Source organism: Microbacterium sp. ANT_H45B (assembly GCF_008369345.1).
In the GTDB taxonomy this organism is placed as follows: Bacteria; Actinomycetota; Actinomycetes; order Actinomycetales; family Microbacteriaceae; genus Microbacterium.
Map to the genome: position 1 here is coordinate 478,753 of NZ_VOBK01000003.1, position 23,878 is coordinate 502,630.

Annotated in this window: 19 protein-coding genes and 1 tRNA gene; 8 read left to right on the plus strand and 12 right to left on the minus strand. The window is 69.5% G+C overall.

The features are described from left to right. Nucleotides 1–34: 34 nt before the first annotated feature. Both FQ142_RS14425 and FQ142_RS14430 read right to left on the minus strand, forming a co-directional pair. On the minus strand, nt 35–1,009 hold the full coding sequence (locus tag FQ142_RS14425; protein WP_149423853.1) for an NAD-dependent epimerase/dehydratase family protein: 975 nt from the start codon (nt 1,007–1,009) through the stop codon (nt 35–37). A 61-nt stretch (nt 1,010–1,070) separates the two neighbouring features. Next, nucleotides 1,071–2,111, minus strand: coding sequence for an aldo/keto reductase (locus FQ142_RS14430; protein WP_149423854.1), 1,041 nt, complete (start codon nt 2,109–2,111; stop codon nt 1,071–1,073). Nucleotides 2,112–2,339: 228 nt separating this feature from the next. Here FQ142_RS14430 and FQ142_RS14435 point away from each other — a divergent pair, with 228 nt between their 5' ends. Next, entirely contained in the window at nt 2,340–4,961 is a 2,622-nt protein-coding gene (locus tag FQ142_RS14435) for an excinuclease ABC subunit UvrA (RefSeq protein ID WP_188042414.1), read from the plus strand. Between the two features lie 37 nt (nt 4,962–4,998). Here FQ142_RS14435 and FQ142_RS14440 read toward each other — a convergent pair. The 9 genes from FQ142_RS14440 to FQ142_RS14480 all read right to left on the minus strand — a co-directional run bounded on the left by FQ142_RS14440 (nt 4,999) and on the right by FQ142_RS14480 (nt 14,176). Next, a tRNA-Ser gene (locus FQ142_RS14440) sits at nt 4,999–5,087 on the minus strand. Nucleotides 5,088–5,160: 73 nt separating this feature from the next. Next, nucleotides 5,161–6,168 (minus strand): LacI family DNA-binding transcriptional regulator, encoded by a 1,008-nt coding sequence (locus FQ142_RS14445; protein ID WP_188042415.1) that lies wholly within the window; start codon nt 6,166–6,168, stop codon nt 5,161–5,163. A 43-nt stretch (nt 6,169–6,211) separates the two neighbouring features. Continuing rightward, entirely contained in the window at nt 6,212–6,889 is a 678-nt protein-coding gene (locus FQ142_RS14450) for a hypothetical protein (protein ID WP_149423855.1), read from the minus strand. A 2-nt stretch (nt 6,890–6,891) separates the two neighbouring features. Then, entirely contained in the window at nt 6,892–7,833 is a 942-nt protein-coding gene (locus FQ142_RS14455) for a carbohydrate ABC transporter permease (RefSeq protein ID WP_056412949.1), read from the minus strand. Further along, nucleotides 7,830–8,831 (minus strand): carbohydrate ABC transporter permease, encoded by a 1,002-nt coding sequence (locus FQ142_RS14460; protein WP_045254825.1) that lies wholly within the window; start codon nt 8,829–8,831, stop codon nt 7,830–7,832. The genes FQ142_RS14455 and FQ142_RS14460 overlap by 4 nt, the downstream gene beginning before the upstream one ends. Nucleotides 8,832–8,898: 67 nt before the next feature. Beyond that, nucleotides 8,899–10,194, minus strand: coding sequence for an ABC transporter substrate-binding protein (locus FQ142_RS14465; protein WP_149423856.1), 1,296 nt, complete (start codon nt 10,192–10,194; stop codon nt 8,899–8,901). A gap of 163 nt (nt 10,195–10,357) precedes the next feature. Beyond that, nucleotides 10,358–11,284: a hypothetical protein gene (locus FQ142_RS14470; protein WP_253385470.1), complete on the minus strand. Its 927-nt coding sequence runs from the start codon at nt 11,282–11,284 to the stop codon at nt 10,358–10,360. After that, a complete protein-coding gene (locus tag FQ142_RS14475) occupies nt 11,281–12,372 on the minus strand; it encodes a Gfo/Idh/MocA family protein (protein WP_149423857.1) in 1,092 nt (363 codons plus the stop codon). Before FQ142_RS14475 ends, FQ142_RS14470 begins: the two co-directional genes overlap by 4 nt. 28 nt (nt 12,373–12,400) lie before the next feature. Continuing rightward, nucleotides 12,401–14,176 carry an ABC transporter ATP-binding protein gene (locus tag FQ142_RS14480; protein WP_149423858.1) on the minus strand — a complete coding sequence of 592 codons (1,776 nt, stop codon included), beginning with the start codon at nt 14,174–14,176 and terminating at the stop codon, nt 12,401–12,403. Between the two features lie 66 nt (nt 14,177–14,242). Between FQ142_RS14480 and FQ142_RS14485 the strand changes: the two genes are divergently transcribed. The 6 genes from FQ142_RS14485 to FQ142_RS14510 all read left to right on the plus strand — a co-directional run bounded on the left by FQ142_RS14485 (nt 14,243) and on the right by FQ142_RS14510 (nt 21,569). Next, the gene (locus FQ142_RS14485) at nt 14,243–15,208 is read left to right on the plus strand and encodes a serine hydrolase domain-containing protein (protein WP_149423859.1); all 966 of its coding nucleotides are present in this window, start codon (nt 14,243–14,245) and stop codon (nt 15,206–15,208) included. 124 nt (nt 15,209–15,332) lie between these two features. Beyond that, complete coding sequence (locus FQ142_RS14490; protein WP_149423860.1) at nt 15,333–15,719, plus strand: L-rhamnose mutarotase; 387 nt, start codon at nt 15,333–15,335, stop codon at nt 15,717–15,719. After that, entirely contained in the window at nt 15,716–16,882 is a 1,167-nt protein-coding gene (gene rhaI, locus FQ142_RS14495; RefSeq protein WP_149423861.1) for an L-rhamnose isomerase, read from the plus strand. Before FQ142_RS14490 ends, rhaI begins: the two co-directional genes overlap by 4 nt. A gap of 88 nt (nt 16,883–16,970) precedes the next feature. Continuing rightward, nucleotides 16,971–17,825: an alpha/beta hydrolase gene (locus FQ142_RS14500; protein ID WP_262492163.1), complete on the plus strand. Its 855-nt coding sequence runs from the start codon at nt 16,971–16,973 to the stop codon at nt 17,823–17,825. Further along, nucleotides 17,822–19,858: a bifunctional aldolase/short-chain dehydrogenase gene (locus FQ142_RS14505; RefSeq protein WP_149423863.1), complete on the plus strand. Its 2,037-nt coding sequence runs from the start codon at nt 17,822–17,824 to the stop codon at nt 19,856–19,858. Before FQ142_RS14500 ends, FQ142_RS14505 begins: the two co-directional genes overlap by 4 nt. A 313-nt stretch (nt 19,859–20,171) precedes the next feature. Further along, complete coding sequence (locus FQ142_RS14510; RefSeq protein ID WP_149423864.1) at nt 20,172–21,569, plus strand: rhamnulokinase; 1,398 nt, start codon at nt 20,172–20,174, stop codon at nt 21,567–21,569. Nucleotides 21,570–21,681: 112 nt separating this feature from the next. Here the strand turns inward: FQ142_RS14510 and FQ142_RS14515 are convergent, their stop codons facing one another. Continuing rightward, nucleotides 21,682–22,725 carry a M24 family metallopeptidase gene (locus FQ142_RS14515; RefSeq protein ID WP_262492164.1) on the minus strand — a complete coding sequence of 348 codons (1,044 nt, stop codon included), beginning with the start codon at nt 22,723–22,725 and terminating at the stop codon, nt 21,682–21,684. An 83-nt stretch (nt 22,726–22,808) separates the two neighbouring features. On the opposite strand from FQ142_RS14515, the gene FQ142_RS14520 reads away from it, so the two are divergent. Then, entirely contained in the window at nt 22,809–23,813 is a 1,005-nt protein-coding gene (locus FQ142_RS14520; protein WP_149423865.1) for a LacI family DNA-binding transcriptional regulator, read from the plus strand. Nucleotides 23,814–23,878 lie beyond the last annotated feature (65 nt).

Genomic DNA, 23,878 nt, shown 5'->3' on the forward strand with positions numbered 1-23,878 from the left:
GCCAGGCGTCAGGCCAGACGTCAGACGCCTGGCGTCAGGCCAGGAGCCGGTCGAACAGCGCGTTCAGGGCGGGGTCTACGCGCTGCAGTTCAGGGTGCGCGTCATGCCAGTCGATGATCTCGCGCGCCGCGGTGTGCAGCGCCACGACCGGGGCGAAGTCGGGCACGATGCGGCGGATCTTCGTGTTGTCGAAGACCACCGAGTGGGCCATGTCGCCGGAGAGCTGCCCCGCGCGCTCGGGGGCCGCGGCTTCGATCGCCGCGCTGGTGGCATACCGGATCCGCGGCTCGGCACCGGCCGCGCGCCCGAGGATCCCGTAGATCTCGTTCCAGGTGTAGACGAAGTCGCTCGTGATCTGGAAGGTGTCCCCGTAGGCGAGCGGGTTGCCGAGCAGTCCCGCGAACCCGACCGCGAAATCGCTCGCGTGGGTGAGGGTCCACAGCGATGTCCCGTCGCCGTGCACGATGATCTCCTCGCCACGGCGGATGCGGTCGATCGCGGTCCAGCCGCCGAACGCGGGGATCGTCCACTTGTCGTACGTGTGCGAGGGGCGCAGCACCGTGACGGGGAAGGCGCGGTCCCGATAGGCGGTCGTGAGCAGATCCTCGCAGGCGATCTTGTCGCGTGAGTACTGCCAGTGCGGGTTGCGCAGCGGTGTGGACTCCGTGATCGGCAGGCGGGCCACCGGCTTCTGGTAGGCGGACGCGGAGCTGATGAACACGTACTGACCGGTGCGCCCCTCGAACCGGTCGATGTCACGCTGCACCTGCTCGGGGGTGAACGCGATCATGTCGGCGACGACGTCGAACTCCCGTCCGGCCAGCGCCGCGTCGACGGCCGCGGCATCCTCGATGTCGGCCGTGAGCACCTCGACGCCCTCCGCGGGGTCGCGACGCGACGTGCCCCGATTGAGCAGCGTGACCTCCATGCCGCGTGAGGCGGCCAGCGCACTCGCCGCCGACGAGATGATCCCGGTTCCGCCGATGAACAACACCTTCGTCGCACTCATGCGATCGACTCTAGCGAGGCACCCGCCCGCGGGGGCGGGATCGCGCCCCGCGGGCGTGCCGTCAGACGACGGCGGTGCCGGGCGCGGCCGCGAACTCCTCGAGTGCGGCGACGACCTCGGCGGAGAGCTCCACGCGGCTTGCCGCGACCGCATCGTCGATCTGTCCGGTGCGGGAGGCGCCGATGATCGCCGTGGTGACCACCGGATCGCGAAGCACCCAGGCGATGGCGAGCTGTGGGATCGAGAGCCCCGCATCCTTCGCGATGCGGTCGATCCCGCGGATGCGCTCGAGGTAGTCGTCGGTGAGCGCCGACCCGTTCAGGAAGTGACTGCTCGCCGCCCGTGAGTCGGCGGGCACGTCGCCGTCGATGTACTTCGCCGTCAGCAGGCCCTGTGCGAGCGGAGAGAAGACCGCGCTGCCGACGTTCAGCTCACGCAGCGCCGGGAACAGTTCGGCCTCGGGCGTGCGGTCGAACAGCGAGTAGCGGGGCTGGTGCAGCAGCAGCGTCACGCCCTGCTCGGCGAGCAGTTCGTAGGCGCGGCGGGCGAGCTCGGCCGGGTAGTTCGAGATGCCGACGTACAGCGCCTTGCCGCTGCGGACGATGTCGGCGAGGGCCGTCGTCGTCTCCTCGAGCGGAGTCTCGGGATCGGGCCGATGCGAGTAGAACACGTCCACGTAGTCGGTGTTCATGCGCTGCAGGCTCTGCTCGAGCGATCGCACGAGGTACTTGCGCGATCCGCCGTCGCCGAAGGGCCCCGGCCACATGTCGTAGCCGGCCTTGGTCGTCACGAACAGCTCGTCACGGTAACGGGCGAGACCGCTGGCGAGCACCGATCCGAACGTCGACTCGGCCGATCCGTACGGCGGGCCGTAGTTGTTCGCGAGGTCGATGTGCACGACGCCCCGGTCGAACGCGTGCAGCACTATCTGCCGCTGGCTGTCGAAGGTGCGGTCTCGTCCGAAGTTCTGCCAGAGGCCGAGCGAGACCTTCGGGAGCTGCACGCCGCTCGCGCCCGCGCGCTGGAAGGGCACGTCCGTGTAGCGGGTGGATGCGGCCTCGTAGACGGAGGTGAGGCGGGGGTCATCAGCGGCGATGGGCATGGAGGATGCTCCTAGGCGAGGCGAGAGGAAGGGCTTCAGGATAGCGCTTCCCGAAAGACCCGAGCAGACCGGGGTGCCATACTCCGCAATCCTCGAGACGCCGGTGCGGGCGGGGTCCGCTCCCCGCTGTCAAGGACGCCGACGAAGTCGGACGGTCGGGGTAACGTGGCGCGGAGTCGGCGATCGTCGCATCCACCCCCGCCCTGCGCGGGATACGAGAAGAGGTCCATGATGGGCGGGACCCCACCGTCGAAGCTCTCCGGCACGTCGAACGCGATCGTCGTGACCGGAGCACGTGTGCACAACCTTCGCGATGTCGACGTCGCGATACCCCGCGACGCCCTCGTCGCCTTCACGGGCGTCTCCGGCTCCGGGAAGAGCTCCCTCGCGTTCGGCACCCTCTACGCCGAAGCCCAGCGACGCTACTTCGAGTCCGTGGCGCCCTACGCGCGGCGCCTGATGAGCCAGGTCGACATCCCCGACGTCGACGCCATCGGCGGGCTGCCCCCGGCGGTCGCCCTCCCCCAGCAGCGCACCGCCGGCAGCGCTCGATCGACCGTCGGCAGCGCCACCTCGATCGGCAATGTGGTGCGCATGCTGTTCTCGCGCGTCGGCACGTACCCGCCCGGCGCGGAGCCCCTGTTCGCCGAGGACTTCTCGGCGAACACCGTCCAGGGCGCATGCCCGCGATGCCACGGCATCGGGCAGGTGTACGACGTGCCCCTGCACCTCATGGTCCCCGACGAGTCGTTGTCGATCCGCGACCGTGCCCTCGACGCCTGGCCGCGAGCGTGGCACGGCAAGCAGCTCATCGACAGCCTGATCTCCCTCGGCTATGACATCGACATCCCCTGGCGCGATCTGCCCGAGGAGCAGCGTCGGTGGGTGCTGTACACCGAGGAGTCCCCTCAGGTGCCGGTGTTCACCGACCGCGGTCCTGCACAGGTGCGCAAGGCCGTCGCCGCCGGGGTCGAACCGTCGTACATGAGCACGTTCGTCGGCGTGAAGCAGTACGTGCTCAACACGTTCGCCCACTCGAAGAGCGCGAAGATGCGCGAGAAGGCGGCGAGCTACATGGTCAGCGTACGCTGCCCGCTGTGCGAGGGACGTCGACTGAAGCCCGAGGCGCTCGCCGTGACGTTCGCCGGTCTCGACATCACCGAGATGGCCGCGCTGCCGCTCGCCGATCTCTCGGCGCTTCTCGAGACGGCACTCGCCCCCTCCGACAGCGGGTCGGATGCCGGCGGCGCCGAGGGCCGGGCACTCGCACCCGAGAAGCAGCTCGCGGCGCAGCGGCTGGTCGACGAGCTGCGCGACCGGGTCTCGCCCATCATCGAGCTCGGCCTGGGCTACCTCTCGCTGGATCGATCGACGCCCACCCTCTCCTCCGGCGAGCTGCAGCGCATGCGGCTCGCCACCCAGGTGCTCTCCCAGCTGTTCGGGGTCATGTTCGTGCTCGACGAGCCCTCTGCCGGCCTCCACCCCGCCGACGGCGAGGCGCTCGTGCGCATCCTCCGCTCTCTCCGGGACTCCGGCAACACGGTCTTCTTCGTCGAGCACTCGCTCGACGTGATCCGGCATGCGGACTGGATCGTCGACATCGGCCCCGGTGCGGGGGCCACCGGTGGCGAGATCGTCTATTCCGGCCCGATCGACGGTCTCCGCGAGGTGGAGCGCTCCCAGACCCGGCGCTATCTGTTCGCCGACGACCTGCGCGCCGCGCAGCCGCCGGCGCCGAGGCCCGCCTCCCGCGAGCCCGACGGCGAGCTCGTGCTCACCGACGTCTCGCGGAACAACCTCCGCAGTGTGTCGGTGTCGATCCCCCTCGGCTGCCTCACCGCCGTCACCGGCGTCTCCGGCTCGGGCAAGTCCTCCCTGGTGACCCAGGCTCTGCCCGATCTGCTGCAGAAGAGCCTGTCGAGCGAGGTCGACGGCTCGACGGTCGACGCGTCGAACGGCGAGAAGAGCAGCACGACCGCCGATCCGCTGTTCTCCGCGCCGGCAGCCCAGACGACGGGGCGGGCGGCGGGTCCTGCCAGCCGCGTGCGGCGCGTCGTGCAGGTCAGCCAGAAGCCGATCGGCCGCACGTCGCGATCGAACGTGGCGACGTACACAGGCCTCTTCGACCGCGTCCGCGCGCTGTTCGCCGCGACTCCCGAAGCACGCCGGCGACGCTACGCCGCGAGCCGGTTCTCATTCAACCTGCCGAACGGACGATGCCCCACCTGCAAGGGCGAGGGCACGGTCGAGGTGGAGCTGCTCTTCCTCCCGACCGTCCATGCCCCGTGCAGCACGTGCGGCGGCACGCGTTACAACCCGGAGACCCTCGAGATCGAACTCCACGGTCACACGATCGCCGATGTCCTCGCCCTGAGCGTGAACGACGCGCGCGTGCTCTTCGATGATGACGCCGATGTCGCGCGACACCTCGATGCCTTGCTCGATGTAGGACTGGGATACCTGCCGCTGGGGCAGTCGGCGACAGAGCTGTCGGGCGGCGAGGCACAGCGCGTGAAGCTGGCGTCCGAGTTGCGACGCGCCCAGCACGGCGACACCCTCTACCTGCTCGACGAGCCCACTTCCGGGCTGCATCCGTCGGACACCGATCGGTTGCTCGTACACCTCCAGCACCTCGTCGACGCCGGCAACACTGTGGTGATGGTCGAGCACGACATGCGTGTCGTCGCGCAGGCCGACTGGGTGATCGACATGGGCCCCGGCGCCGGAGACCTCGGAGGATCCGTCGTGGCACAGGGCACTGCTCGCTCCGTCGCCTCGGCGAGCGACAGCACGACGGCGGCGTACCTCGCGGATGCCCTCGCGGCGCAGGACCGCGGAATCAGCGCCTGAAAACAGAAAATCCCCGCCTGAGCGGGGATTCCTTCTGCGGAGACGAGGGGATTTGAACCCCTGGTCCCCGTGAGGGGACTCCACCTTAGCAGGGTGGTGCACTCGGCCGGACTATGCGACGTCTCCAGGCATCCGCTCCGTGAAGACCGGATGCACCCTGCAAGCATAACGGGTTCACGGGGCAGCGACGAATCGGTGCTCAGTCGGTGACGGCACTCGACTCGCGCACGACGAGCTCGGGCTGGAATCGCACGCGGCGGTCGTGCTCCACGCCGTCCAGCTCCTTCAGCAGCAGGTCGACGCCGGTCCAGCCGAGCAGTCTCGCCGGCTGCCGCACCGAGCTCAGCGGCACGACGGTGGCCGAGGCGAAGTCGATGTCGTCGTAGCCGACCATCGCGATGTCCTCCGGCACGCGGATGGCGGAGCCGAAGCTGAACGCCTGCAGCAGACCGACGGCAAGCAGGTCGTTCGCCGCGAACACGGCATCCGGTCGTGATCCGGCGGGGCGGGCGGCGATGATCTCGCCCGCGGCCCTGCCCTGCAGCACGGTGAGGGCGGACTGCTCGAAGACCTCGAGGGTGACGTCCGGGTGCGTGTCGACCGCCGCGCGCACCCCGCGCAGACGATCGGCGACCTGCTGCACCGACGGCGGTCCGCCGACGAACGCCAACCGGCGACGCCCTGAAGCCAGCAGATGCTCGGCGGCCACCCTGCCGCCCTCGACGTCGTCGACCGAGACCGACGGCAGCACGCCCTCCTCCACTTCGCGGTCGACGAGAACGACCGGCATCCCGCCCGCGGCGAAGCGATGCACGGCGGAGAGGTCGTCCGACGCAGGGGTCAGCAGCACGCCGTTCACCCGCTGCTCCTGGAACAGCTCGAGATGCGCCAGCTGGCGCTCATCCCGCTCGTCGCTGTTGCCGAGCAGCACGGTCATGCCGGCATCCGCCGCACGATCCTCGGCCCCGCGCACCACCTCGGCGAAGAACGGGTTGCCGATGTCGGGCACCACGAGTCCGATGCTGCGACTGCGACCGGCGCGCAGCTGCCTGGCGGCATCATTGCGCACGAAGCCCAGTTCGCGGATCACGCGCTGCACACGCTCGACGGTCTTCGCCGACACGCGCTCCGGCTGGTTCAGGACGTTCGAGACGGTGCCGACCGAGACGCCGGCCGCAGCCGCGACGTCTTTCACCCCTACCGCCATGGCGTGCCTCCGTCCGTCTGCGCGTGCGCCAACGACTACCTTCTCATCCTGCGCGGTTGTCTCCACGCCGGCGACGCGCGGGCACGGCGACGACAGCGAGCGCCGCGCAGCCGATTCCGGCGATGAACAGAGGCGCGAGCGCCCAGGTGACGACGCCGGTGAAGATCGCGGCAGCGGCGATGTAGGCGGCTCCCGCGACATCTGCACGGGCGACACCCGGCACCGCGCGCACCGCGGCGACCCAGCCGCGCGAGGGAGACCATTCGCCCGCCACGAGAAGCACGGTGACCGCGAGAACGAGCAGACCCGCCCAGCCGATGACGGCAATGGCCTCTCCGCCGGGCAGTGCACCCGACCCCGCGAGCACGATGTCGACCGTGAGCACCGCCGCGATCAGCACCGCCGGCACGCCGACCGCGAGAGATCGGAGGATGCCGGCACGCACGTCGTCCCAGAACAGGGAGCTTCGTGAGTCCTCGGCCGCAACGAACCGTCGCAGATGACGGATGCCGGCGGCGAGCGCGATCGGCAGCGTGACGACGCCGAGGGCGACGATCGTCATCATGAGGCCGATCGTCAGCACCTCGCCGAACAGGCCGAACTTCGCCGTCGCACCGGGGTTGGCCCCCGGTTCCACACCCGCGACGGTGGGTCCTGCGCCGGAGCGCGCCTCGCGCGTCGCGGCGCGCTGTGCGCGCCGCTCTCCGCTGATGACCGACATGACTAGCCCTTCAGACCCTGTGTCGCGACACCGTCGACGAGGAAGCGCTGGAAGACGACGAAGAACAGCAGCACCGGGACGAGCGCCACGAACGAGGCCGTGACCGTCGCACCGTAGTCCGACGACGACGTCTGGTCGTTGTAGAGCCGCAGCGCGATCGGGAGCGGGTAGTTCTCGGGACTCGTCAGGTAGAGGAGCGGCCCGAGGAAGTCGTTCCACGCCCAGATGAACGAGAAGATCGCGCAGGTGATCAGCGCCGGCTTGATGAGCGGCAGGATGATCGACCAGAAGATCCGCAGGTGTCCCGCACCGTCGATGCGCGCGGCCTCGTCCATGTCGCGCGGCATCTGGCGGATGAACTGCACGAGCAGGAAGACGAAGAACGCTTCCGTGGCGAGGAACTTCGGCAGGATCAGCGGGATGAAGGTGTCGACCCATCCGAGCTGGTTGAAGATGATGTACTGCGGGATGATCACGACGTGGAACGGCAGCAGCAGTGTGCCGATCATCGCCGCGAACAGCACGCCGAGTCCCTTGAACTGCACGCGGGCGAACGCGTAGGCGGCGAGCGCCGACGAGAGCACGGTGCCGACAACCGCGGACACCGCGAGGATCAGCGAGTTGAGGAAGAAGCGCCACATCGGCACTCCCGCGATGCCCTCCATGACCTTGCCGTAGTTCTCGATCGTCGGCGCCTGCGGGAACAGACCGGGGTTCTGGCCGAACTCGGAGTTCGGCTTGAACGTCGACAGGAACAGCCACAGCAGCGGGTACAGCACGACAGCGGTGAGCAGGAGCAGACCGACGAACCAGATGACCGTCTGCCAGGTCTTGCGCGTGATGGGGCGGCGAGGGGCAGGCGGGCCGACGGGCGTCGTCTGCTGCGCGGCGAACGCCGGCGTCGACGCGGAGCCGGAGGTGGTGGCCTGATTGGAGGTGCTCATTTGTCGTCTCCCGAGTAGTGCACCCACGACCTCTGGGTGCGGAACAGGATGAGGGCGATGATCGCGACGACGACCAGCAGAACCCAGGCGATTGCGGCGGCGTACCCCATCTGTCCGTCGGAGAAGCCGCGCTTGTACAGGTAGACGGTGATGAAGTTCGTCATGCCGGCGGGGCCGCCGGAGCCGTTCGAGATGATGTACGCCGAGGCGAACACCTGGAAGGCGCCGATGAGGCCCAGCAGCAGGTTGAAGAACATCACCGGAGAGAGCATCGGGATCGTCACCGCGCGGAAGCGCCGGTAGGCGTTCGCCCCGTCCATCTCGGCGGCCTCGTACAGCTCCTTGGGGATCTGCTTGAGACCGGCGAGGAAGATCACCATCGTGGCTCCGAACTGCCAGACGGCGAGCAGGATCATCATCGGGAGCACGAGTCCCGGATTGCCGATCCATCCGCCCAGGTCGATCCCGAAGATCTGCAGACCGCTGTCGACAGGACCGTCGGAGTTGAACATCGCGCGCCAGACGATGGCGACCGAGACCGAGCCGCCGATCAGCGAGGGGGCGTAGAACGCGGAGCGGAAGAAGCCGGCGCCCTTGTCGCGGTAGTTCAGGAGCATCGCGACCCCGAGTGCGGCGGCGAGGGTGATCGGGGTGCCGATGAAGACGTAGACCAGGGTGATCTGGGCCGACTGGATGAAGTTCGGGTCGCTCGTGAAGAGACGGATGTAGTTGTCCAGCCCGATCCACTTGGGCGGCTGGAAGATGTTGTACTTCGTGAAGGAGAGGTACAGGGAGTAGATCATCGGCACGGCCGTGAGGCCGAAGAATCCGATGAGCCACGGGGTGAGGAACGCGTAGCCGGTCGCCGTCTCGCGCCGCTGGCGCGACCGCTGGCCGGGCCGTGCGGGCTCGTTCTCTGGGCGACGGCCGCTGCGCAGCGCCTGCCCTCGTCCGGACTTCTTGCCCGTGACGATCGTCCTCGTCGCCGTCGTGCTCATGACAGCTCCTTCCGAAGTGTGCGGGGTGCGGTGGGCCGGGCGGATGACGCCCGGCCCACCGACGGAATCACTGGTTGAGGACGACGTCCATCTCGGAGAAGAACTGCGTGACCGCGTCGTCGACCGTCGTGGTGCCGAAGTTCAGCTCGGTGCCCAGCACGCGGAACTTCTCCTCGAGGGTGCCGTAGCCGACGATCGGCACGGGAGGAGCGTCGCCGAGACGGTCGGCGATGGACTCCTCGTAGTCCTTGACGGCCTGGCTCATCGGGTCGAGATCAGCGGCCTCGAGGGCGGTCTCGGAGGCGGGAAGCCCGCGGTTCGTGCCGAAGATGGATCCTGCCTCCGGCGAGTTCACCAGGAAGTTCACGAGGGTCGCCGCAGCCTCGGGGTGCTCGGTCTTGGCCGAGATCGTGTGCAGCATGGAGGGCTTCAGGTACAGGTCCTTCGCCCCCTCCTCGGTGACGGGCGGTGCGACGATGCCGAGCTCGGTGTAGCTCTCGCCGAGGTTGGCGAGGTACCCCGCGCCGAAGTTGTCCCAGGTCAGCTCGCTGGCGTTCTTCGCGGTGTCGAAGGCGCTGAGCGGGAGGACCTCCTCGACGACCTGCTGCGGCACCACGGCACCGTCGCGGATGTCGGAGCCGGACTCCCAGAACTCCTTCAGACGGTCCTCGTCGAACCCTGCCGTGCCGTCTTCGTTGAAGAGGTTCTTTCCCTCGCTGCGCAGCTGCAGCTCGAAGTTCTGGATGCGGCCGGTCCAGTCCGACCCGCCCCAGTACTGGCCGGCGCCGGCGTCGGAGATCTCGGTGATCCAGTCGTCGTAGTCCTCCCAGTCGCCACCGGCGAACTCGTCGACGCCGGCGGTCTCGAGGAGCACAGGGTTGGTGAAGACGGCCCAGGCGTTGGTCGAGGTCGTGATGCCGTAGGTCGTGTCGTCGACCACGCCGATGCCGAGGATGTTCTCCGACAGCGGCTCGGTGTCGATGACGGATCCGAGGTAGGGCTCGAGGTCGAGCAGCAGGCCGTTCTCGGCGTACTGACGCAGGTACGAGTAGTCGAACTGCATGACATCGGGGAGGCCGCCGCCGGCGGCCTCGGTCTGACGCTTCTCCCAGAACTCCGGGAAGGTGAGGAAGGTCGCGTTGACCGTGATGTTCGGGTACTCCTCGTTGAACGCGTCGATCGCCTGGTTGTACAGGTCGGCCCGCACGTCGTTGCCCCAGAACGCGAGGTCGAGGGTGACCTTCTCGTCGGGGTCGTAGGTGGCACCGGCTTCGGGGCCTCCGCCGCCGGCGCAGCCGGCCAGCACCAGCGCTGCGCTGGTGGCGACGGCCGCTGTGGCCGCCAGACGCTTCTTGCTGAACATCGTTGTCCTCTCTGGTGAACGTCCTCGTCCGGCAGTGCCGCGGAACGCCTGTGTCCATGTGGTGCGGGTGCATTCTCCGTCGAGCGGGGAAAACGCTTACCTGCACGCTAATCCAGATTGAAACGTTTCGCAACCGGGAATTCGCGAGGCGGGATTACATCGATTACCGGCCGCTCTCCGATCCTCTCACGACGAGGTTCCCGGCCTCGACGTCGAGGCGCACGCGGTGCACGGCGGACCGCCGTCGTTCACCCGTCGCGCCGTGCGCGGCCCCGTCCGCCGCCGTGCGGAAGAAGTGGAACCACAGGTCGTCGCCGTGGCGCACGTGCGCACCGTGGCTGCCCTGCGCGCTGCCGGGAGCGGAGGCGAGGATCACCGCATCCGGATCCCCCTGGCGCGTCCAGCCGACGCCGTCGTCAGATCTGTACACCCCCATCCCCCGCCACTCGTCGACGATCATCCACCAGGATCCGCCGAGCTCGAACACCGTCGGCCCCTCATGCGGGCGTCCGCCGATCGCGACGCCGTCGAGGCTCCATGCGTCGAGGTCGGTCGAGGACGCGACCATGGTCACCGAGTCCGCCGCCTCGTCCTTGTACCAGAGTCGCCATGCCCCGTCCGGGGTGCGCGCCACCGCGGCGTCGATCACCCGGTCGCTGCTCAGAGCGAGCGGCCCCCGCCTGCTCCATCGCCGCAGATCGGCGGAGGTGTACTCGACGATGGTGCGCCCGAACCCGGGCCAGCGGTCGGGGATGCCGTCGATCTCGGTGAGGAACATGCGCCAGCGCTCGCCGTCCCAGACCACCTCGGGGGCCCAGTGCGTCCGGTCCACCTCGGCAGGTGGCGGTCCCGGCTCCAGCACGAGGTCGGATGCCGCCGGCTCGAGGGTCCCCTCGTACTCCCACCCGAGTCCGTCGTCCGAGGTGGCGACCCCGATCCGGCTGCCGTGGATCCACGAGACTCCCGGCCCCGCGTCCTCCAGGCTCGCGCGCCGCTGGGTGTAGAACATCCACCATCGCCCGGATGCATCGACGACGACGCGGGGATCCGTGGCGCCGTCGTAGACCGGGTCGCGGTACAGCTCGCTCATCGGCGCAGGTCGGTCACCGGGCTCGCGAAGCCGGCGCGATGCGTCGGGTGCGCGCCGAGCAGCTCCGGCGTGACGACCGCTCCGTCGGCGGCGGCCGAGGCGTAGATGCCCGCCACGATCTCGAGCGAGCGGGCCGGGGCGTCGGCGGTCGGGGGCAGCGGGGCTCCGTCGCGCAGCGCATCGAAGACGTCACGCAGCAGCGGCGCATGGGCGCTGCGCTCCTCGACATCCGGGAACTCCCATGCCGCCGACTCGTCCTCGAACCCGGGCGCGGGGGTGATCCGCCAGTTCTCGTGGCCGTGTCCGTACACGTGATCGACCGTGATTGTCGCCTTCTGGGTATCGATGCGGATCGAGCTCGTCTCACGCGGCGACACCGCGCTCGTGATGAGCTGGGCCACCACACCCGCCTCGAACACGATCGTGGCGGTCGAGACGTCTTCGGTCTCGGTCTCGCGATCGAGCCTCCAGAGACGCCCCTGCACCGACGACCAGTCGCCCAGCAGGTGCGCCAGCAGATCGATCTGGTGGATGCCGTGCCCGAGCGTCGTCCCCCCGCCCTCGGTCTCCCACCTGCCCCGCCACGGCACCGCGAAGTACTCGGGGCCGCGGAACCAGAGCGTCTGACACACCGCGACCAGCGGACGCCCCAGCGCACCGCCCTGCAGCAGGCCGCGCACGTGCGCGGCCGCGGTTCCGGTGCGCTGCTGGAAGACGACGGCGAGCTGCCGCCCTGCGGCCTCGGCGGCCGCGCGCATGTCGTCGAGCTCGTCGAGCGACGGAGCCGGCGGTTTCTCGACGATCACGTGCGCGCCGGCCGCGAAGGCGGCGAGCGCCTGCTCGCGATGCGGCGCGGGCGGCGTGCAGATGAGCACGACGTCGGGATGCTCGACCGCCAGCATCTCGTCGAGGTCGGCGTAGGCGCGCGCGATGCCGTACCGGTCCGCGAACTCACTGGCCTTGGCGAGGCTCAGGTCTGCGACCGCGACGAGCTCGGCATGCGGGTACGCGGCGACCGCCTCGGCGTGCGAGTTCGCCACGGAACCGGTGCCCACCAGCACGGCGCGCAGGGTCTTCTCGGATGTCATCTGTCCTCCTCAGGACGGTGAGTGCCTGTCATCTCATGCCGTTCTGCACCAGGTGCAGCCGAGCGTATCGCCCGTCGGCGGCGAGCAGTTGGTCGTGGGAACCCTGTTCGACGATGCGTCCGTGCTCGAGCACGACGATGCGGTCGGCCTGCCGGACGGTCGACAGCCGGTGTGCGACCACGAGGGTCGTGCGGCCGCGCATGAGCCGCTCGAGCGCCTCTTTGACGAGCCCTTCGGACTCGGGGTCGAGAGCACTGGTGGCCTCGTCGAGCAGCAGGATCCGCGGATCGCGCACCAGCGCTCGCGCGATCGCCAGCCGTTGCCGCTGTCCGCCCGACAGTCGCGCACCGCGCTCGCCGACCACCGTGTCCCAGCCGTGCGGCTGTGCGCTCACGAACTCCCAGGCGTTCGCATCGCGCAGGGCGCGCTCGACACGATCGGGCGTCACGTCAGGCAGGCCGTAGGCGATGTTGTCGAAGATCGATCCCTCGAACAGCACCGATTCCTGCGGCACCACCGAGATCGATCGCCGCACCGTCCGCAGGTCGAGCCCCTGCATGTCGCGGCCGTCGAGCAGGATCCTTCCGCTCGTGGGGCGCACGAACCCGAGCACCAGGTTGAGCAGGGTGGACTTGCCCGATCCCGACGATCCGACGAAGGCGACGGTCTCGCCCGGCGCGATGCGCAGATCGATCGCGGCCAGCGCGTCGTCGTCGGCATCCGCATACCGATGCGCCGCGGCATCGAGCACGATCTCCCCCTCGACGCGCGAGACGACCTGCTTGCCGGAGTTCTGCTCGACATCCGGCTCCTGGAGCACCTCGGCGATGGAGCGCACGGACTCGAGACCCCGGGCGCCGACCGGGATGAGCATGAGCAGCTGGGTGAGTCCGCCGGTCAGCAGGGTGAAGTAGCTCGAGAGCATCACGACCTCGCCGGGCGTGATGGGCAGGAAGCCCGTCAGGGCGCACACGGCGGCGAGCATCAGGCAGGCGACGCCGAGCAGCTGCATGGCGACCCAGGAGATCGAGGCGACGCGGCCGTTGAGCAGGTCGAGGTCGAGCCCCGCACGACGCACGCCGTCTGCGCCCCCGGCGACCCGCGTGATCGCCGTCTCCTCGAGTCCGTGAGCACGGGTCACCGGGATCAGCGAGGCCATCTCGCCGACGCGGGCGGAGAGCGTCTCTATCTCGCGCCGGAAGACCTCGTTGCGCCGCTGCGACCTGTTGCGCATGCCGTAGCGGATGCCGATGGCGATGGGCACCGCGAGCGCGTAGACGGGGAGGAACTGGGGCACCGTCACCGCGGTCATGCCGAGCGCGCCGAGCATGACCATGGTCGACGAGAGCAGCGGATGGGTGACCTGCTGCAGCATGAGCTCGACGTTCTCGACGTCGCGCACCACCTTCGTCTGCACGATCGAGGAGCTGACTCTCGTGTGGTATCCGATCGACAGGCTCTGCAGACGCGCGGTGAGGGCGTTGCGGAGGTCGGCCCCGAGGTCTCGCACCACGGTCATGAAGTTCCGCGTGTAGATGATGTGGTTGGGGTAGTTCTGCAGCAGCAGCACGGCGGCGAGGGCGAACCACCACAGCACCTCGGTCACGTCGCCCTTGCTCGCCACCACGTCGATGATCGCTGCGGTGATGACGGGCAGCGACCAGAGGGGGATCTCCTTGACCGCGAATGCGGTGATCGCGAACGTCAGCCGCCAGGGACGACGGGCGACGAGACGCAGCACGGAGCGGGTCGGATGGCGCCCGTCGATGAGCGCGGCCGGGTGGGAAAGCGCTTTCTGTGCCATGGTCCTATCGTAGAGTCCGAACCGTCGCCGGGAAAGTGCGACGGCCAGAACCGCGGGAGCGCACTCATGACCTTCGACGCCGCATTCGCCTGGGCCCGCCGCCACGTGCAGGCCGAGCGCCTGCCCACGGCCGTGCTCGGCATGGCCACCGCCGACGGGATCGTCGACCTCGAGGGCTTCGGGGCGGCGACCGATGCGGTCTACCCGCTCTTCTCGATCACCAAGGCGCTCACGGGCATCACCGCGGCGCGTGCCATCGAGCGCGGGCTGCTCACGCCGAACACCCCGCTCACCGATGCGCTGCCGGAATTCGGGGGCGCCCGCGACGACATCGTGCGCCTGTGGCATCTCGCCTCGCACACGTCGGGCATCGCCGAGCCCCCACTCGACACGGCGCTGCCTCTGCGCCAGGAGCTGCTCACCCGAGGGCGGGACTTCGCGGCGGGATCCGCCTCGCGCTACTCGACACTGGCCTTCGAGGGCATCGCGGCACTGGTCGAGCACGCGACCGGAACGCCCTGGGATGCCGGGACGCTCGCCTGGGCGGCGGAGATCGGCGCGATCGGCCTCACGCTCGATGCGGAGCGATCGATCGGAGTACCCGACGCCGCCGCAGGCGGGCTCGACCTCGACCGCTTCCACGCCACCCGCGCGCCCGGTGCCGGACTGCTCGGTCGTGCCGAGGATCTGCTGCACCTCGGAACCGAGCTACTGCGCATCCATCGAGGCTCCCGCGGCGGCATCCTCTCGCCCGCGGGGCTGGAGATGATGGTGCGGCCGCTCACCGGCGACATCCCGCGCCTGGATCCGTACCCCCGCGAGCGCGGACAGGACTGGGGGTTCACCTTCAATCTGCGCTCTCGCGCCCCCGGACTGATCGATCGCGACGTGTACGGACACGGTGGATGGGCGGGCACGGAATTCTGGGTGCACCCGGGCGCCGGCATCGCCTGGGTACTGCTCACCAATGCGGCCGTCCGGCCCGGCGTCGACGCCGACGAGCTCGACAACGCGGTGGTCGCCGGCCTCTGATCGTCGCGACGGACGCGCGCAGACCCCCGCACCATCCGTCCGTCACTTGACAGCCGGGCGGTCCGTGCTAATCTTGGCCACGCCACATGAAACGATTCAAAACCTCGATGAAGAGAGAACGACCATGACCCGCGTCGCGTTCCAGCTGCAGGTGCGCCCTGAGCTGCTCGACGAATACCTCGCCCGCCACTCGCCCGTGTGGCCCGAGATGCTGGCTGAGATCGCCGCCGCCGGCCGCCGCAACTATTCGCTGTTCCTCGCGGAGGGCGGCACGCTCCTCGGCTATTACGAGACCGACGATGACGAGGCGGCGCAGGCCTACCTCGCCGACTCCGCGGTCGCCGCCCGATGGGAGGCCGAGATGGGCCGCTTCTTCATCGGGCTCGACGGTCGTCCCGACCAGGCGGCCGCCACACTCACCGAGGTGTTCCACCTCGAAGACCAGCTCGCCGATGCCGGCGACTCCCCCGCATCCCCCACCGACTCCGATATCGAAGGCAGCGCCTCATGAGCATCCTCTCGTCCGACACCCTCGCCGCCCTCGAGAAGCAGGGCATCGAGCTCCCCAGCTGGGCGTTCGGCAACTCCGGCACCCGCTTCAAGGTGTTCGGCACGCCGGGCACCCCCCGCGACCCCTGGGAGAAGATCGCGGATGCCGCGCAGGTCAACACGTACACCGCGCTCGCTCCCTCGGTCGCGCTGCACATCCCGTGGGATCTCGTCGACTCGTTCTCCGATCTGCGGGCCTATGCGGAAGACCTCGGCGTCTCTCTCGGCACCGTCAACTCGAACACCTTCCAGGACGACGACTACAAGTTCGGCGCCCTGACCCACGAGGATGCGGCCATCCGCCGCAAGGCGATCGATCACCACCTCGCCTGCATCGACGTGATGGATGCCACCGGCAGCCGCGACCTGAAGATCTGGCTGGCCGAGGGCTCGAACTACCCGGGCCAGGCCGACATGCGCGGCCGCCAGGATCGCCTGCAGGAGTCGCTGCAGACGATCTACGCGCGCCTGGGCGACGAGCAGCGCCTCGTGCTCGAGTACAAGTTCTTCGAGCCGGCGTTCTACCACACCGATGTTCCGGACTGGGGCACCTCCTACGCGCAGGTCGTCGCGCTCGGCGACAAGGCCTCGGTCTGCCTCGACACCGGCCACCATGCCCCCGGCACCAACATCGAGTTCATCGTGATGCAGCTGCTGCGCCTCGGCAAGCTCGGCTCGTTCGACTTCAACTCGCGCTTCTACGCCGACGACGACCTGATCGTCGGGGCGGCCGACCCGTTCCAGCTGTTCCGCATCCTGTTCGAGGTCGTACGCGGCGGCGGCCTGAACAACCCCGACGTGGCGTTCATGCTCGACCAGTGCCACAACGTCGAAGACAAGATCCCCGGCCAGATCCGCTCGGTGCTCAATGTGCAGGAGATGACGGCGCGCGCACTGCTCGTCGACCGCGACGCCCTGGCTGCGGCGCAGAGGTCCGGCGACGTGCTCGCCGCGAACGCCGTCTTCATGGACGCCTTCTACACCGACGTGCGCCCGGCCCTCGCCGAATGGCGCGAGTCGCGCGGTCTGGCCGCGGACCCGATGGCGGCCTATGCCGACTCGGGCTACCAGCAGAAGATCGCCGCAGAGCGCGTCGGCGGAGTGCAGGCAGGCTGGGGCGCCTGACCCCTCGCCCCCTGACATCACAAGACCCGTCGGGATGCGGGAGCCGATCCCCGCGTCCCGACGCCCCACCGACAGAACGGACGATGCTGTGAGCGACCAGGTGCTCGACGGACCACACGGACCGCTGCGCGTGCGTGTGTACGAGCCGGAGAACCCCGCGGGCCCTGGGCTCGTCTGGGTGCACGGCGGCGGTTTCCTCGCGGGCGAGATCGACATGCCGGAGGCCGACTGGGTCGCGCGGAGCTTCGCCGACCGCGGCATCGTGGTGGTCTCGGTCGACTACGCACTCGCACCGTTCCCTCAGGCGTGGGCCGCAGCATCCGGAGCCCCCGAGCGCGACGGCGTGCACTACCCCGTCGCCTCCGAGGAGGTCGAGGCCGCGTTCCGGTGGGCCGTGGATTCCGATCTCGCCCGCGGCTCCTGGTCGATCGGCGGAGCGAGCGCCGGCGGCAACCTCGCCGCGGGTGCCGCGCTGCGACTGAGCCACGGCGCGGGACCCGTTCCGGCGCTCGCCGTGCTCGCCTATCCGACCCTGCACGCCGTGCAGGGACACCCGGATGCCGCGCTGCGCGCGGCGCTCGACGCCGACCCCGACGCCGACACGTTCGGGCCCGAGCCGGTGCGGGTCATGTACGAGAACTATCTCGGCGGCCCCGTCGAGAGCGCAGAGATCTACGCCGTGCCCGGCACGGCATCCTCCGCACAGCTCTCGCGCTTTCCCGCCACGATCATGATCAACGACGAGGTCGACGAGCTGCGCGTCTCCGGCGAGGCCTTCGGCGCCTCGCTGCGGTCCGCCGGCGTCGACCTCGACATCTCGACCGAGCCCGGCACCCGCCACGGTCACCTCAACAGTCCGGAACACCCGGGTGCGACCGCATCGATCGATCGCTTCGCCGCCCGCATCCTCGCCACTTCTCCCGAGAACAAGGAACAGCCATGACCAATCCCACCGCCGCCGCCCTCATCGAGCGGTCGAACCGTCTGGGCGCCGACCCCAAGAACACCAACTACGCGGGCGGCAACACGTCGGCGAAGGGCACCGAGACCGATCCTGTCACCGGTCAGCCGGTCGAGCTGCTGTGGGTCAAGGGCTCGGGCGGCGACCTGGGGACGCTGACGGAGCAGGGGCTCGCCGTGCTGCGCCTCGACCGCATGCGCGCGCTCGTCGACGTCTACCCCGGCCTCGACCGCGAGGACGAGATGGTCGCCGCGTTCGACTACTGCCTGCACGGCAAGGGCGGCGCCGCTCCGTCGATCGACACCGCGATGCACGGCCTCGTCGACGCCGCGCACGTCGACCACCTGCACCCCGACTCGGGCATCGCGATCGCGACCGCCGCCGACGGCGAAGCGCTGACCGCGAAGATCTTCGGCGACAGGGTCGTCTGGGTGCCGTGGCGCCGCCCCGGCTTCCAGCTCGGACTCGACATCGCCGCGATCAAAGCACAGAACCCGCAGGCGATCGGCACGATCCTCGGTGGGCACGGCATCACCGCGTGGGGCGACACGTCGGAAGAGGCCGAGTCGAACTCGCTGTGGATCATCGACACCGCAGCCGCCTACATCGAGGCGAACGGCACGGCCGATCCGTTCGGTGGCGTCCGTGCCGGATTCGCGGCGCTCCCCGAGGCCGAGCGCCGCGATCGCGCGGCGGCCCTCGCCGGCACCATCCGCGGCATCGCGTCGACCGACAAGCCGATGGTCGGCCACTTCACCGACTCCGACGTCGTGCTCGACTTCCTCGCCTCCGACCGCGCTCCCGAGCTCGCAGCCCTCGGCACCAGCTGCCCCGACCACTTCCTGCGCACCAAGGTCAAGCCGCTGATCCTCGACCTGCCCGCCACGGCATCGGTCGACGAGCAGATCGTGCGTCTGCACGAGCTGCACACCGAGTACCGCGCCGACTACCAGGCCTACTACGACGCCCACGCCACCAGCGAGTCGCCCGCGATCCGCGGCGCCGACCCGCTCATCGTGCTCGTGCCCGGCATCGGCATGTTCTCGTACGGTGCGAACAAGCAGACCGCCCGTGTCGCTGGAGAGTTCTACGTCAACGCGATCAACGTGATGCGCGGCGCCGAGGCACTGTCGACGTACTCCCCCATCTCCGACGCCGAGAAGTTCGCCATCGAGTACTGGGCGCTGGAGGAGGCGAAGCTGCAGCGGATGCCGAAGCCGAAGTCGCACCAGGGCCGCATCGCCTTCGTGACCGGTGCCGCCAGCGGCATCGGCAAGGCCATCGCCACCCGTCTCGCCGCCGAAGGCGCCTGCGTCGTCATCGCCGACCTCGATCTCGAGAAGGCGCAGGCCGCCGCCGCAGAGCTCGGGAACACCGACGTCGCGATCGGCGTCGCGGCGAACGTCGCGGATGCGGATGCGATCCAGACCGCGCTGAACGACGCCGTGCTCGCGTTCGGCGGCGTCGACCTCGTCGTCAACAACGCCGGACTCTCGCTGTCGAAGCCGCTGCTCGAGACCACCGAGAAGGACTGGGACCTGCAGCACGACGTCATGGCCAAGGGGTCGTTCCTGGTGTCGAAGGCCGCAGCGCGCGTGCTGATCGATCAGAAGCTCGGCGGCGACATCATCTACATCTCGTCGAAGAACTCCGTGTTCGCGGGTCCGAACAACATCGCCTACTCGGCGACCAAGGCCGACCAGGCGCACCAGGTGCGGCTGCTGGCCGTCGAGCTCGGCGAGTACGGCATCCGCGTCAACGGCATCAACCCCGACGGCGTCGTGCGCGGCTCGGGCATCTTCGCCTCCGGCTGGGGCGCCAACCGCGCCGCCACCTACGGCGTCGCCGAAGAGGACCTCGGTCAGTTCTATGCCAACCGCACGATCCTCAAGCGCGAGGTCGTGCCCGAGAACGTGGCGGATGCCGTCTACGTGCTGACGGGCCCCGAGCTCAGCCGCACCACCGGTCTGCACATCCCGGTCGACTCCGGCGTCGCCGCGGCCTTCCTGCGATGACGATCGCCACCCTGGTGCGCGAGCGCCCTTCGTCGGATCCTGAGCGCCCTTCGTCTCGCTCCGCGGTTCCTGAGCGAGGAGCGCAGCGACGAGACGAAGGGCGCTCAGGAACCGGAGCGCAGCGACGTCCTTCGTCGGATCGTGAGCGCCCTTCGTCTCGCTCCGCTCGCTCAGGAACCGGAGCGCAGCGACGTCCTTCGTCGGATCCTGAGCGCCCTTCGTCTCGCTCCGCTCGCTCAGGAACCGGAGCGCAGCGACGAGACGAAGGGCGCTCAGGAACCGGAGCGCAGCGACACGTCGAAGGGCGCACCCGATGACCGTCACCGCTGTCGCCGCGGTCGACCTCGGGGCGACCAGCGGTCGCGTCATGATCGGGCGGATCGGCGACGGCCGGCTCGATCTGGAACTCGTCTCGCGGTTCCCGAACGGGCCCGTCGAGCGCGAGGACGGCCTGCACTGGGACTTCGGCGCTCTGTACGAGCACGTCGTCTCAGGACTCGCCGAGGCTGTGCGCCGAGAGCCGGGCATCGAGAGCATCGGGATCGACTCCTGGGCCGTCGACTACGGCCTTCTGAAAGACGGCGAGCTGCTCGCCGAGCCCTTCCACTATCGCGACGACCGCACCGTGCGGGGGGTCGCCGAGGTGCACGCCGAGGCGCCGTTCGCCGAGCTGTACCAGCGGAACGGACTGCAGTTCCTGCCGTTCAACACGCTGTACCAGTACCGCGTCGACGCGCGCATCGCCGACGCCGACACCACCCTGCTGATCCCCGACCTCATCGCGTTCCTGCTCACCGGAACGGCTGTCGCCGAACGCACGAACGCGTCGACCACCGGACTGCTCGGCGTCGAATCGGGCGAGTGGGACAGCGAGCTGGCCGAGCGCCTCGGCATCCCGTCGAGCATCCTGCCGACGCTCGTCGATCCGGGCGAGACGATCGGCATCCTCCGTGCGGACCTCGCTGAGCGCATCGGCAAAGACCTGCCCGTGATCGCGGTCGGCTCGCACGACACGGCATCCGCTGTGGTCGCCACTCCCCTGTCGACGCCGCACTCCGCGTACATCTCGTGCGGCACCTGGGGTCTGGTCGGCATCGAGCTGGCCGACCCGGTGCTGACGGATGCCGCGCGCGAGGCGAACTTCACTCACGAGCTCGGTGTCGACGGCCGCTACCGGTTCCTGCACAACGTGACGGGGCTCTGGCTGCTGAGCGAGACCGTGCGCGCCTGGGAGGCGGAGGACGGATCGTCGATCGACCTGCCCGAGCTGCTGGCCGAGGCCTCCGCGGTCACGGGCCACGTACCGCTGTTCGACGCGAATGATCCCACGCTCAGCGCACCGGGAGACATGCCCGCACGCATCGCGGCGCTTCTCGGCTCTGCGTCCCCGTCGACCCGCCCGGCGTTCGCCCGCTCGATCGTCGAGTCGATCGCGACGGCATTCGCGGACGCCGTGCAGACGGCATCCGATCTGTCAGGGCGCGAGCTCGACAGCATCCATCTGGTCGGTGGCGGGTCGTTGAACCGCCTGCTCTGCCAGGCGACGGCCGATCGCACAGGTCTTCCCGTGCTGGCCGGCCCGGTCGAGGCGACGGCCCTCGGCAACGTGCTCGTACAGGCGCGTGCCCTCGGCGCGGCGCCTGCCTCTCTCGAGGAGCTGCGCGCCCTCGTCGCCGCCACGCACGAACCGGAGCGCTTCGACCCGCGCTGATCCGCACTGCCTGTGCCCGCCGGCCGGATGGCTGACCGTTCCCCGGATGGCTGCCGAGACCACCCGATCTCGGCATCCATCCGTCCTTTCTTCAGCCATCCGTCCCTGCCGGTCAGGCCCCGTACGCCCGCGCGACCGGCCGCCGCAGCCCCTCGTAGTCGACCGACGGCCAGCGCTCGTCGACCGTCAGCACCTCCCAGCCCGTCGCGGTGCGCAGCATGGTGTCCTCGACCTTGACCCCCGGCGCGGTCGGATTCCACGCGAACGCCTGATTCTCGACCAGCAGATCGGTCGTGGATGCCGTAGCACGCGGGTCGCGTCCGGCGTAACCGGTCGGTCCTCCCTGATGATGGCGGTGCCATTCGTCGGCGTCGAAACCGAAACGGGCGTACGCAGCGGTTCCCGACTCGAAGGCGCCATCGAGACGAGCGCCGGGAACAGAGGCATCGAGGAACGCACGTTCGACCCCGAGGATCGGCTCGTCGTCGACGGACGCGCCGACCCATCGCGTGGCGTTCGCGATCAGCCCGTCTCGGCGACCGCACACCACGATCATCGCGCGATCGCCGAGCAGGCCGGCGGTCGGAAGCGGATGCCGATATCCCACCCGCGCGGATCCCGAGACGAGCACGACGAGCGGATCGATGCCCCGCGCGATGAGCTCGGCCGCGACGACGGCCGCGACCGCGCGCTCGGTCTGCTCGGGCCCGACCCGACCGAGCGCATCGGTCAGCGTCGCGGCCGTCTCCGTCCCGAGAGACCGATATCTCGCCCGCTCTGCCGGCAGCATCCGAGCCCTCGCCGCACGCAGCTGAGGCGCGACCTGAAACTCCGACACCCCGGCGCCATCGGCGGCGGCGACCGCCGGCGAGATCCACCACGGCACCCGTACGATCCGCGCGGCGTCGTCGGGCAGCAGCTCCTCGGCGATCATCCGGTCGGCCTCGTTGTCGGCGATGTAGAGCACGTCTCCGCTCTCCTCCGCACGCACAGCGACGACCGGCGGACCCGCGAGCGAGACGTGCGTGCGCACACCCTCGAGGTACCACGACACGGACTCGTGGGAGGTGAGCACGAGCGGCGCCCCGTCGAACTCCCGCCGCACGCGGGCGACGCGATCCTGCTTCTCGATGCGGTCTTCGGATGCTCCGACCATGCGACTCTCCCTGTAGAACGTTTTCTCGTAGTATGACGACAGCCGCGACCGATCGCGGAACGACGCGGAACGAAGGGATGCCGATGGCACGCGAATCATCACGCGCCGGCATCGCCGACGTCGCGAGACTCGCCGGGGTCTCGCTGTCGACCGTGTCACGGGCGATGAACGGCAATCCGACCGTCGACCCCGCTCTCGCGGAGCGCGTCCAGGCCGCCGCCGCCGAACTCGGCTACACCGCCAATCCGGTGGCGCGCAGCCTGGTGCTCGGTCGCACCCAGACCGTCGCCGTCGTGATCCCCGACCTCGAGAACCCGACGTTCCAGGCGATCCTGCGCGGGCTCAGTCGCGCCGCGACGGCCGACGGGTACCACGTGCTCGTAGCCGACTCCCGCGAGGACCTCGACGAGGAGCACGCCCTCGCGCGGACCACGCGGCTGCGCACCGACGGCGTCATCCTCTGCGCCCCCCGCATGGCGGAACAGGACCTGGCACGGCTGCTTCCCTCGCTCTCCCCCGCTGTCGTGATCAACCGGGGACCGCAGGAGGCGGCCCCGACGGTCGGTGCGGACTACGGCGTGGGCATGCGCGACATCGTCGACCACCTGACCTCGCTCGGTCACCGTCGCCTCGTGTACCTCGCCGGCGCCACCCGCAGCGTGACCCATCGCGCTCGACAGGAGGCGATCGCCGCAGCGATCTCGAGAACGGCGGGCCTGGAGGTCGAGGAGATCGCCGCCGGTGTCGACGTCGACAGCGGCACCGCGGCCGCCGATCGGGTTCTCGCGAGCGGGGCGACGGCCGTGATCGCGTACAACGACCTCGTCGCGATGGGCCTGCTCTCGGCGTTGACCGTGCGACGGATCGACGTGCCCGGCGCGCTGTCGATCACCGGGTTCGATGACATCCCGTTCGCCGCCTACACGTCACCGCCCCTCACGACCGCCGCGGTTCCCGCCGTGGAGATCGGCGCGGCCGCGTGGGCCGCGATGCACGCGCAGCTCACCGGGGGCACGCCGAGGTCGACGCACACGATGACTCCGATGCTCATCGCGCGCGGCAGCACGGCCCCGCCGTCGGCTCTCTGACCGCCGCATCCTCCGACGGGACATCCGCCCTGTGATATCGTCGAGAAAACGTTTCCTGGCCGTTG

Excerpts from the sequence above, each read along its gene's own strand:
- FQ142_RS14510 (WP_149423864.1), top strand. The coding sequence starts at position 20,172 with ATGACCGTCACCGCTGTCGCCGCGGTCGACCTCGGGGCGACCAGCGGT.
- FQ142_RS14480 (WP_149423858.1), bottom strand. The coding sequence starts at position 14,176 with ATGGCACAGAAAGCGCTTTCCCACCCGGCCGCGCTCATCGACGGGCGC.
- FQ142_RS14465 (WP_149423856.1), bottom strand. The coding sequence starts at position 10,194 with ATGTTCAGCAAGAAGCGTCTGGCGGCCACAGCGGCCGTCGCCACCAGC.
- FQ142_RS14520 (WP_149423865.1), top strand. The coding sequence starts at position 22,809 with ATGGCACGCGAATCATCACGCGCCGGCATCGCCGACGTCGCGAGACTC.
- FQ142_RS14505 (WP_149423863.1), top strand. The coding sequence starts at position 17,822 with ATGACCAATCCCACCGCCGCCGCCCTCATCGAGCGGTCGAACCGTCTG.
- FQ142_RS14485 (WP_149423859.1), top strand. The coding sequence starts at position 14,243 with ATGACCTTCGACGCCGCATTCGCCTGGGCCCGCCGCCACGTGCAGGCC.
- FQ142_RS14515 (WP_262492164.1), bottom strand. The coding sequence starts at position 22,725 with ATGGTCGGAGCATCCGAAGACCGCATCGAGAAGCAGGATCGCGTCGCC.
- FQ142_RS14445 (WP_188042415.1), bottom strand. The coding sequence starts at position 6,168 with ATGGCGGTAGGGGTGAAAGACGTCGCGGCTGCGGCCGGCGTCTCGGTC.
- FQ142_RS14470 (WP_253385470.1), bottom strand. The coding sequence starts at position 11,284 with ATGAGCGAGCTGTACCGCGACCCGGTCTACGACGGCGCCACGGATCCC.
- FQ142_RS14455 (WP_056412949.1), bottom strand. The coding sequence starts at position 7,833 with ATGAGCACCTCCAATCAGGCCACCACCTCCGGCTCCGCGTCGACGCCG.
- rhaI (WP_149423861.1), top strand. The coding sequence starts at position 15,716 with ATGAGCATCCTCTCGTCCGACACCCTCGCCGCCCTCGAGAAGCAGGGC.
- FQ142_RS14450 (WP_149423855.1), bottom strand. The coding sequence starts at position 6,889 with ATGTCGGTCATCAGCGGAGAGCGGCGCGCACAGCGCGCCGCGACGCGC.
- FQ142_RS14430 (WP_149423854.1), bottom strand. The coding sequence starts at position 2,111 with ATGCCCATCGCCGCTGATGACCCCCGCCTCACCTCCGTCTACGAGGCC.
- FQ142_RS14475 (WP_149423857.1), bottom strand. The coding sequence starts at position 12,372 with ATGACATCCGAGAAGACCCTGCGCGCCGTGCTGGTGGGCACCGGTTCC.
- FQ142_RS14490 (WP_149423860.1), top strand. The coding sequence starts at position 15,333 with ATGACCCGCGTCGCGTTCCAGCTGCAGGTGCGCCCTGAGCTGCTCGAC.
- FQ142_RS14460 (WP_045254825.1), bottom strand. The coding sequence starts at position 8,831 with ATGAGCACGACGGCGACGAGGACGATCGTCACGGGCAAGAAGTCCGGA.
- FQ142_RS14435 (WP_188042414.1), top strand. The coding sequence starts at position 2,340 with ATGATGGGCGGGACCCCACCGTCGAAGCTCTCCGGCACGTCGAACGCG.
- FQ142_RS14425 (WP_149423853.1), bottom strand. The coding sequence starts at position 1,009 with ATGAGTGCGACGAAGGTGTTGTTCATCGGCGGAACCGGGATCATCTCG.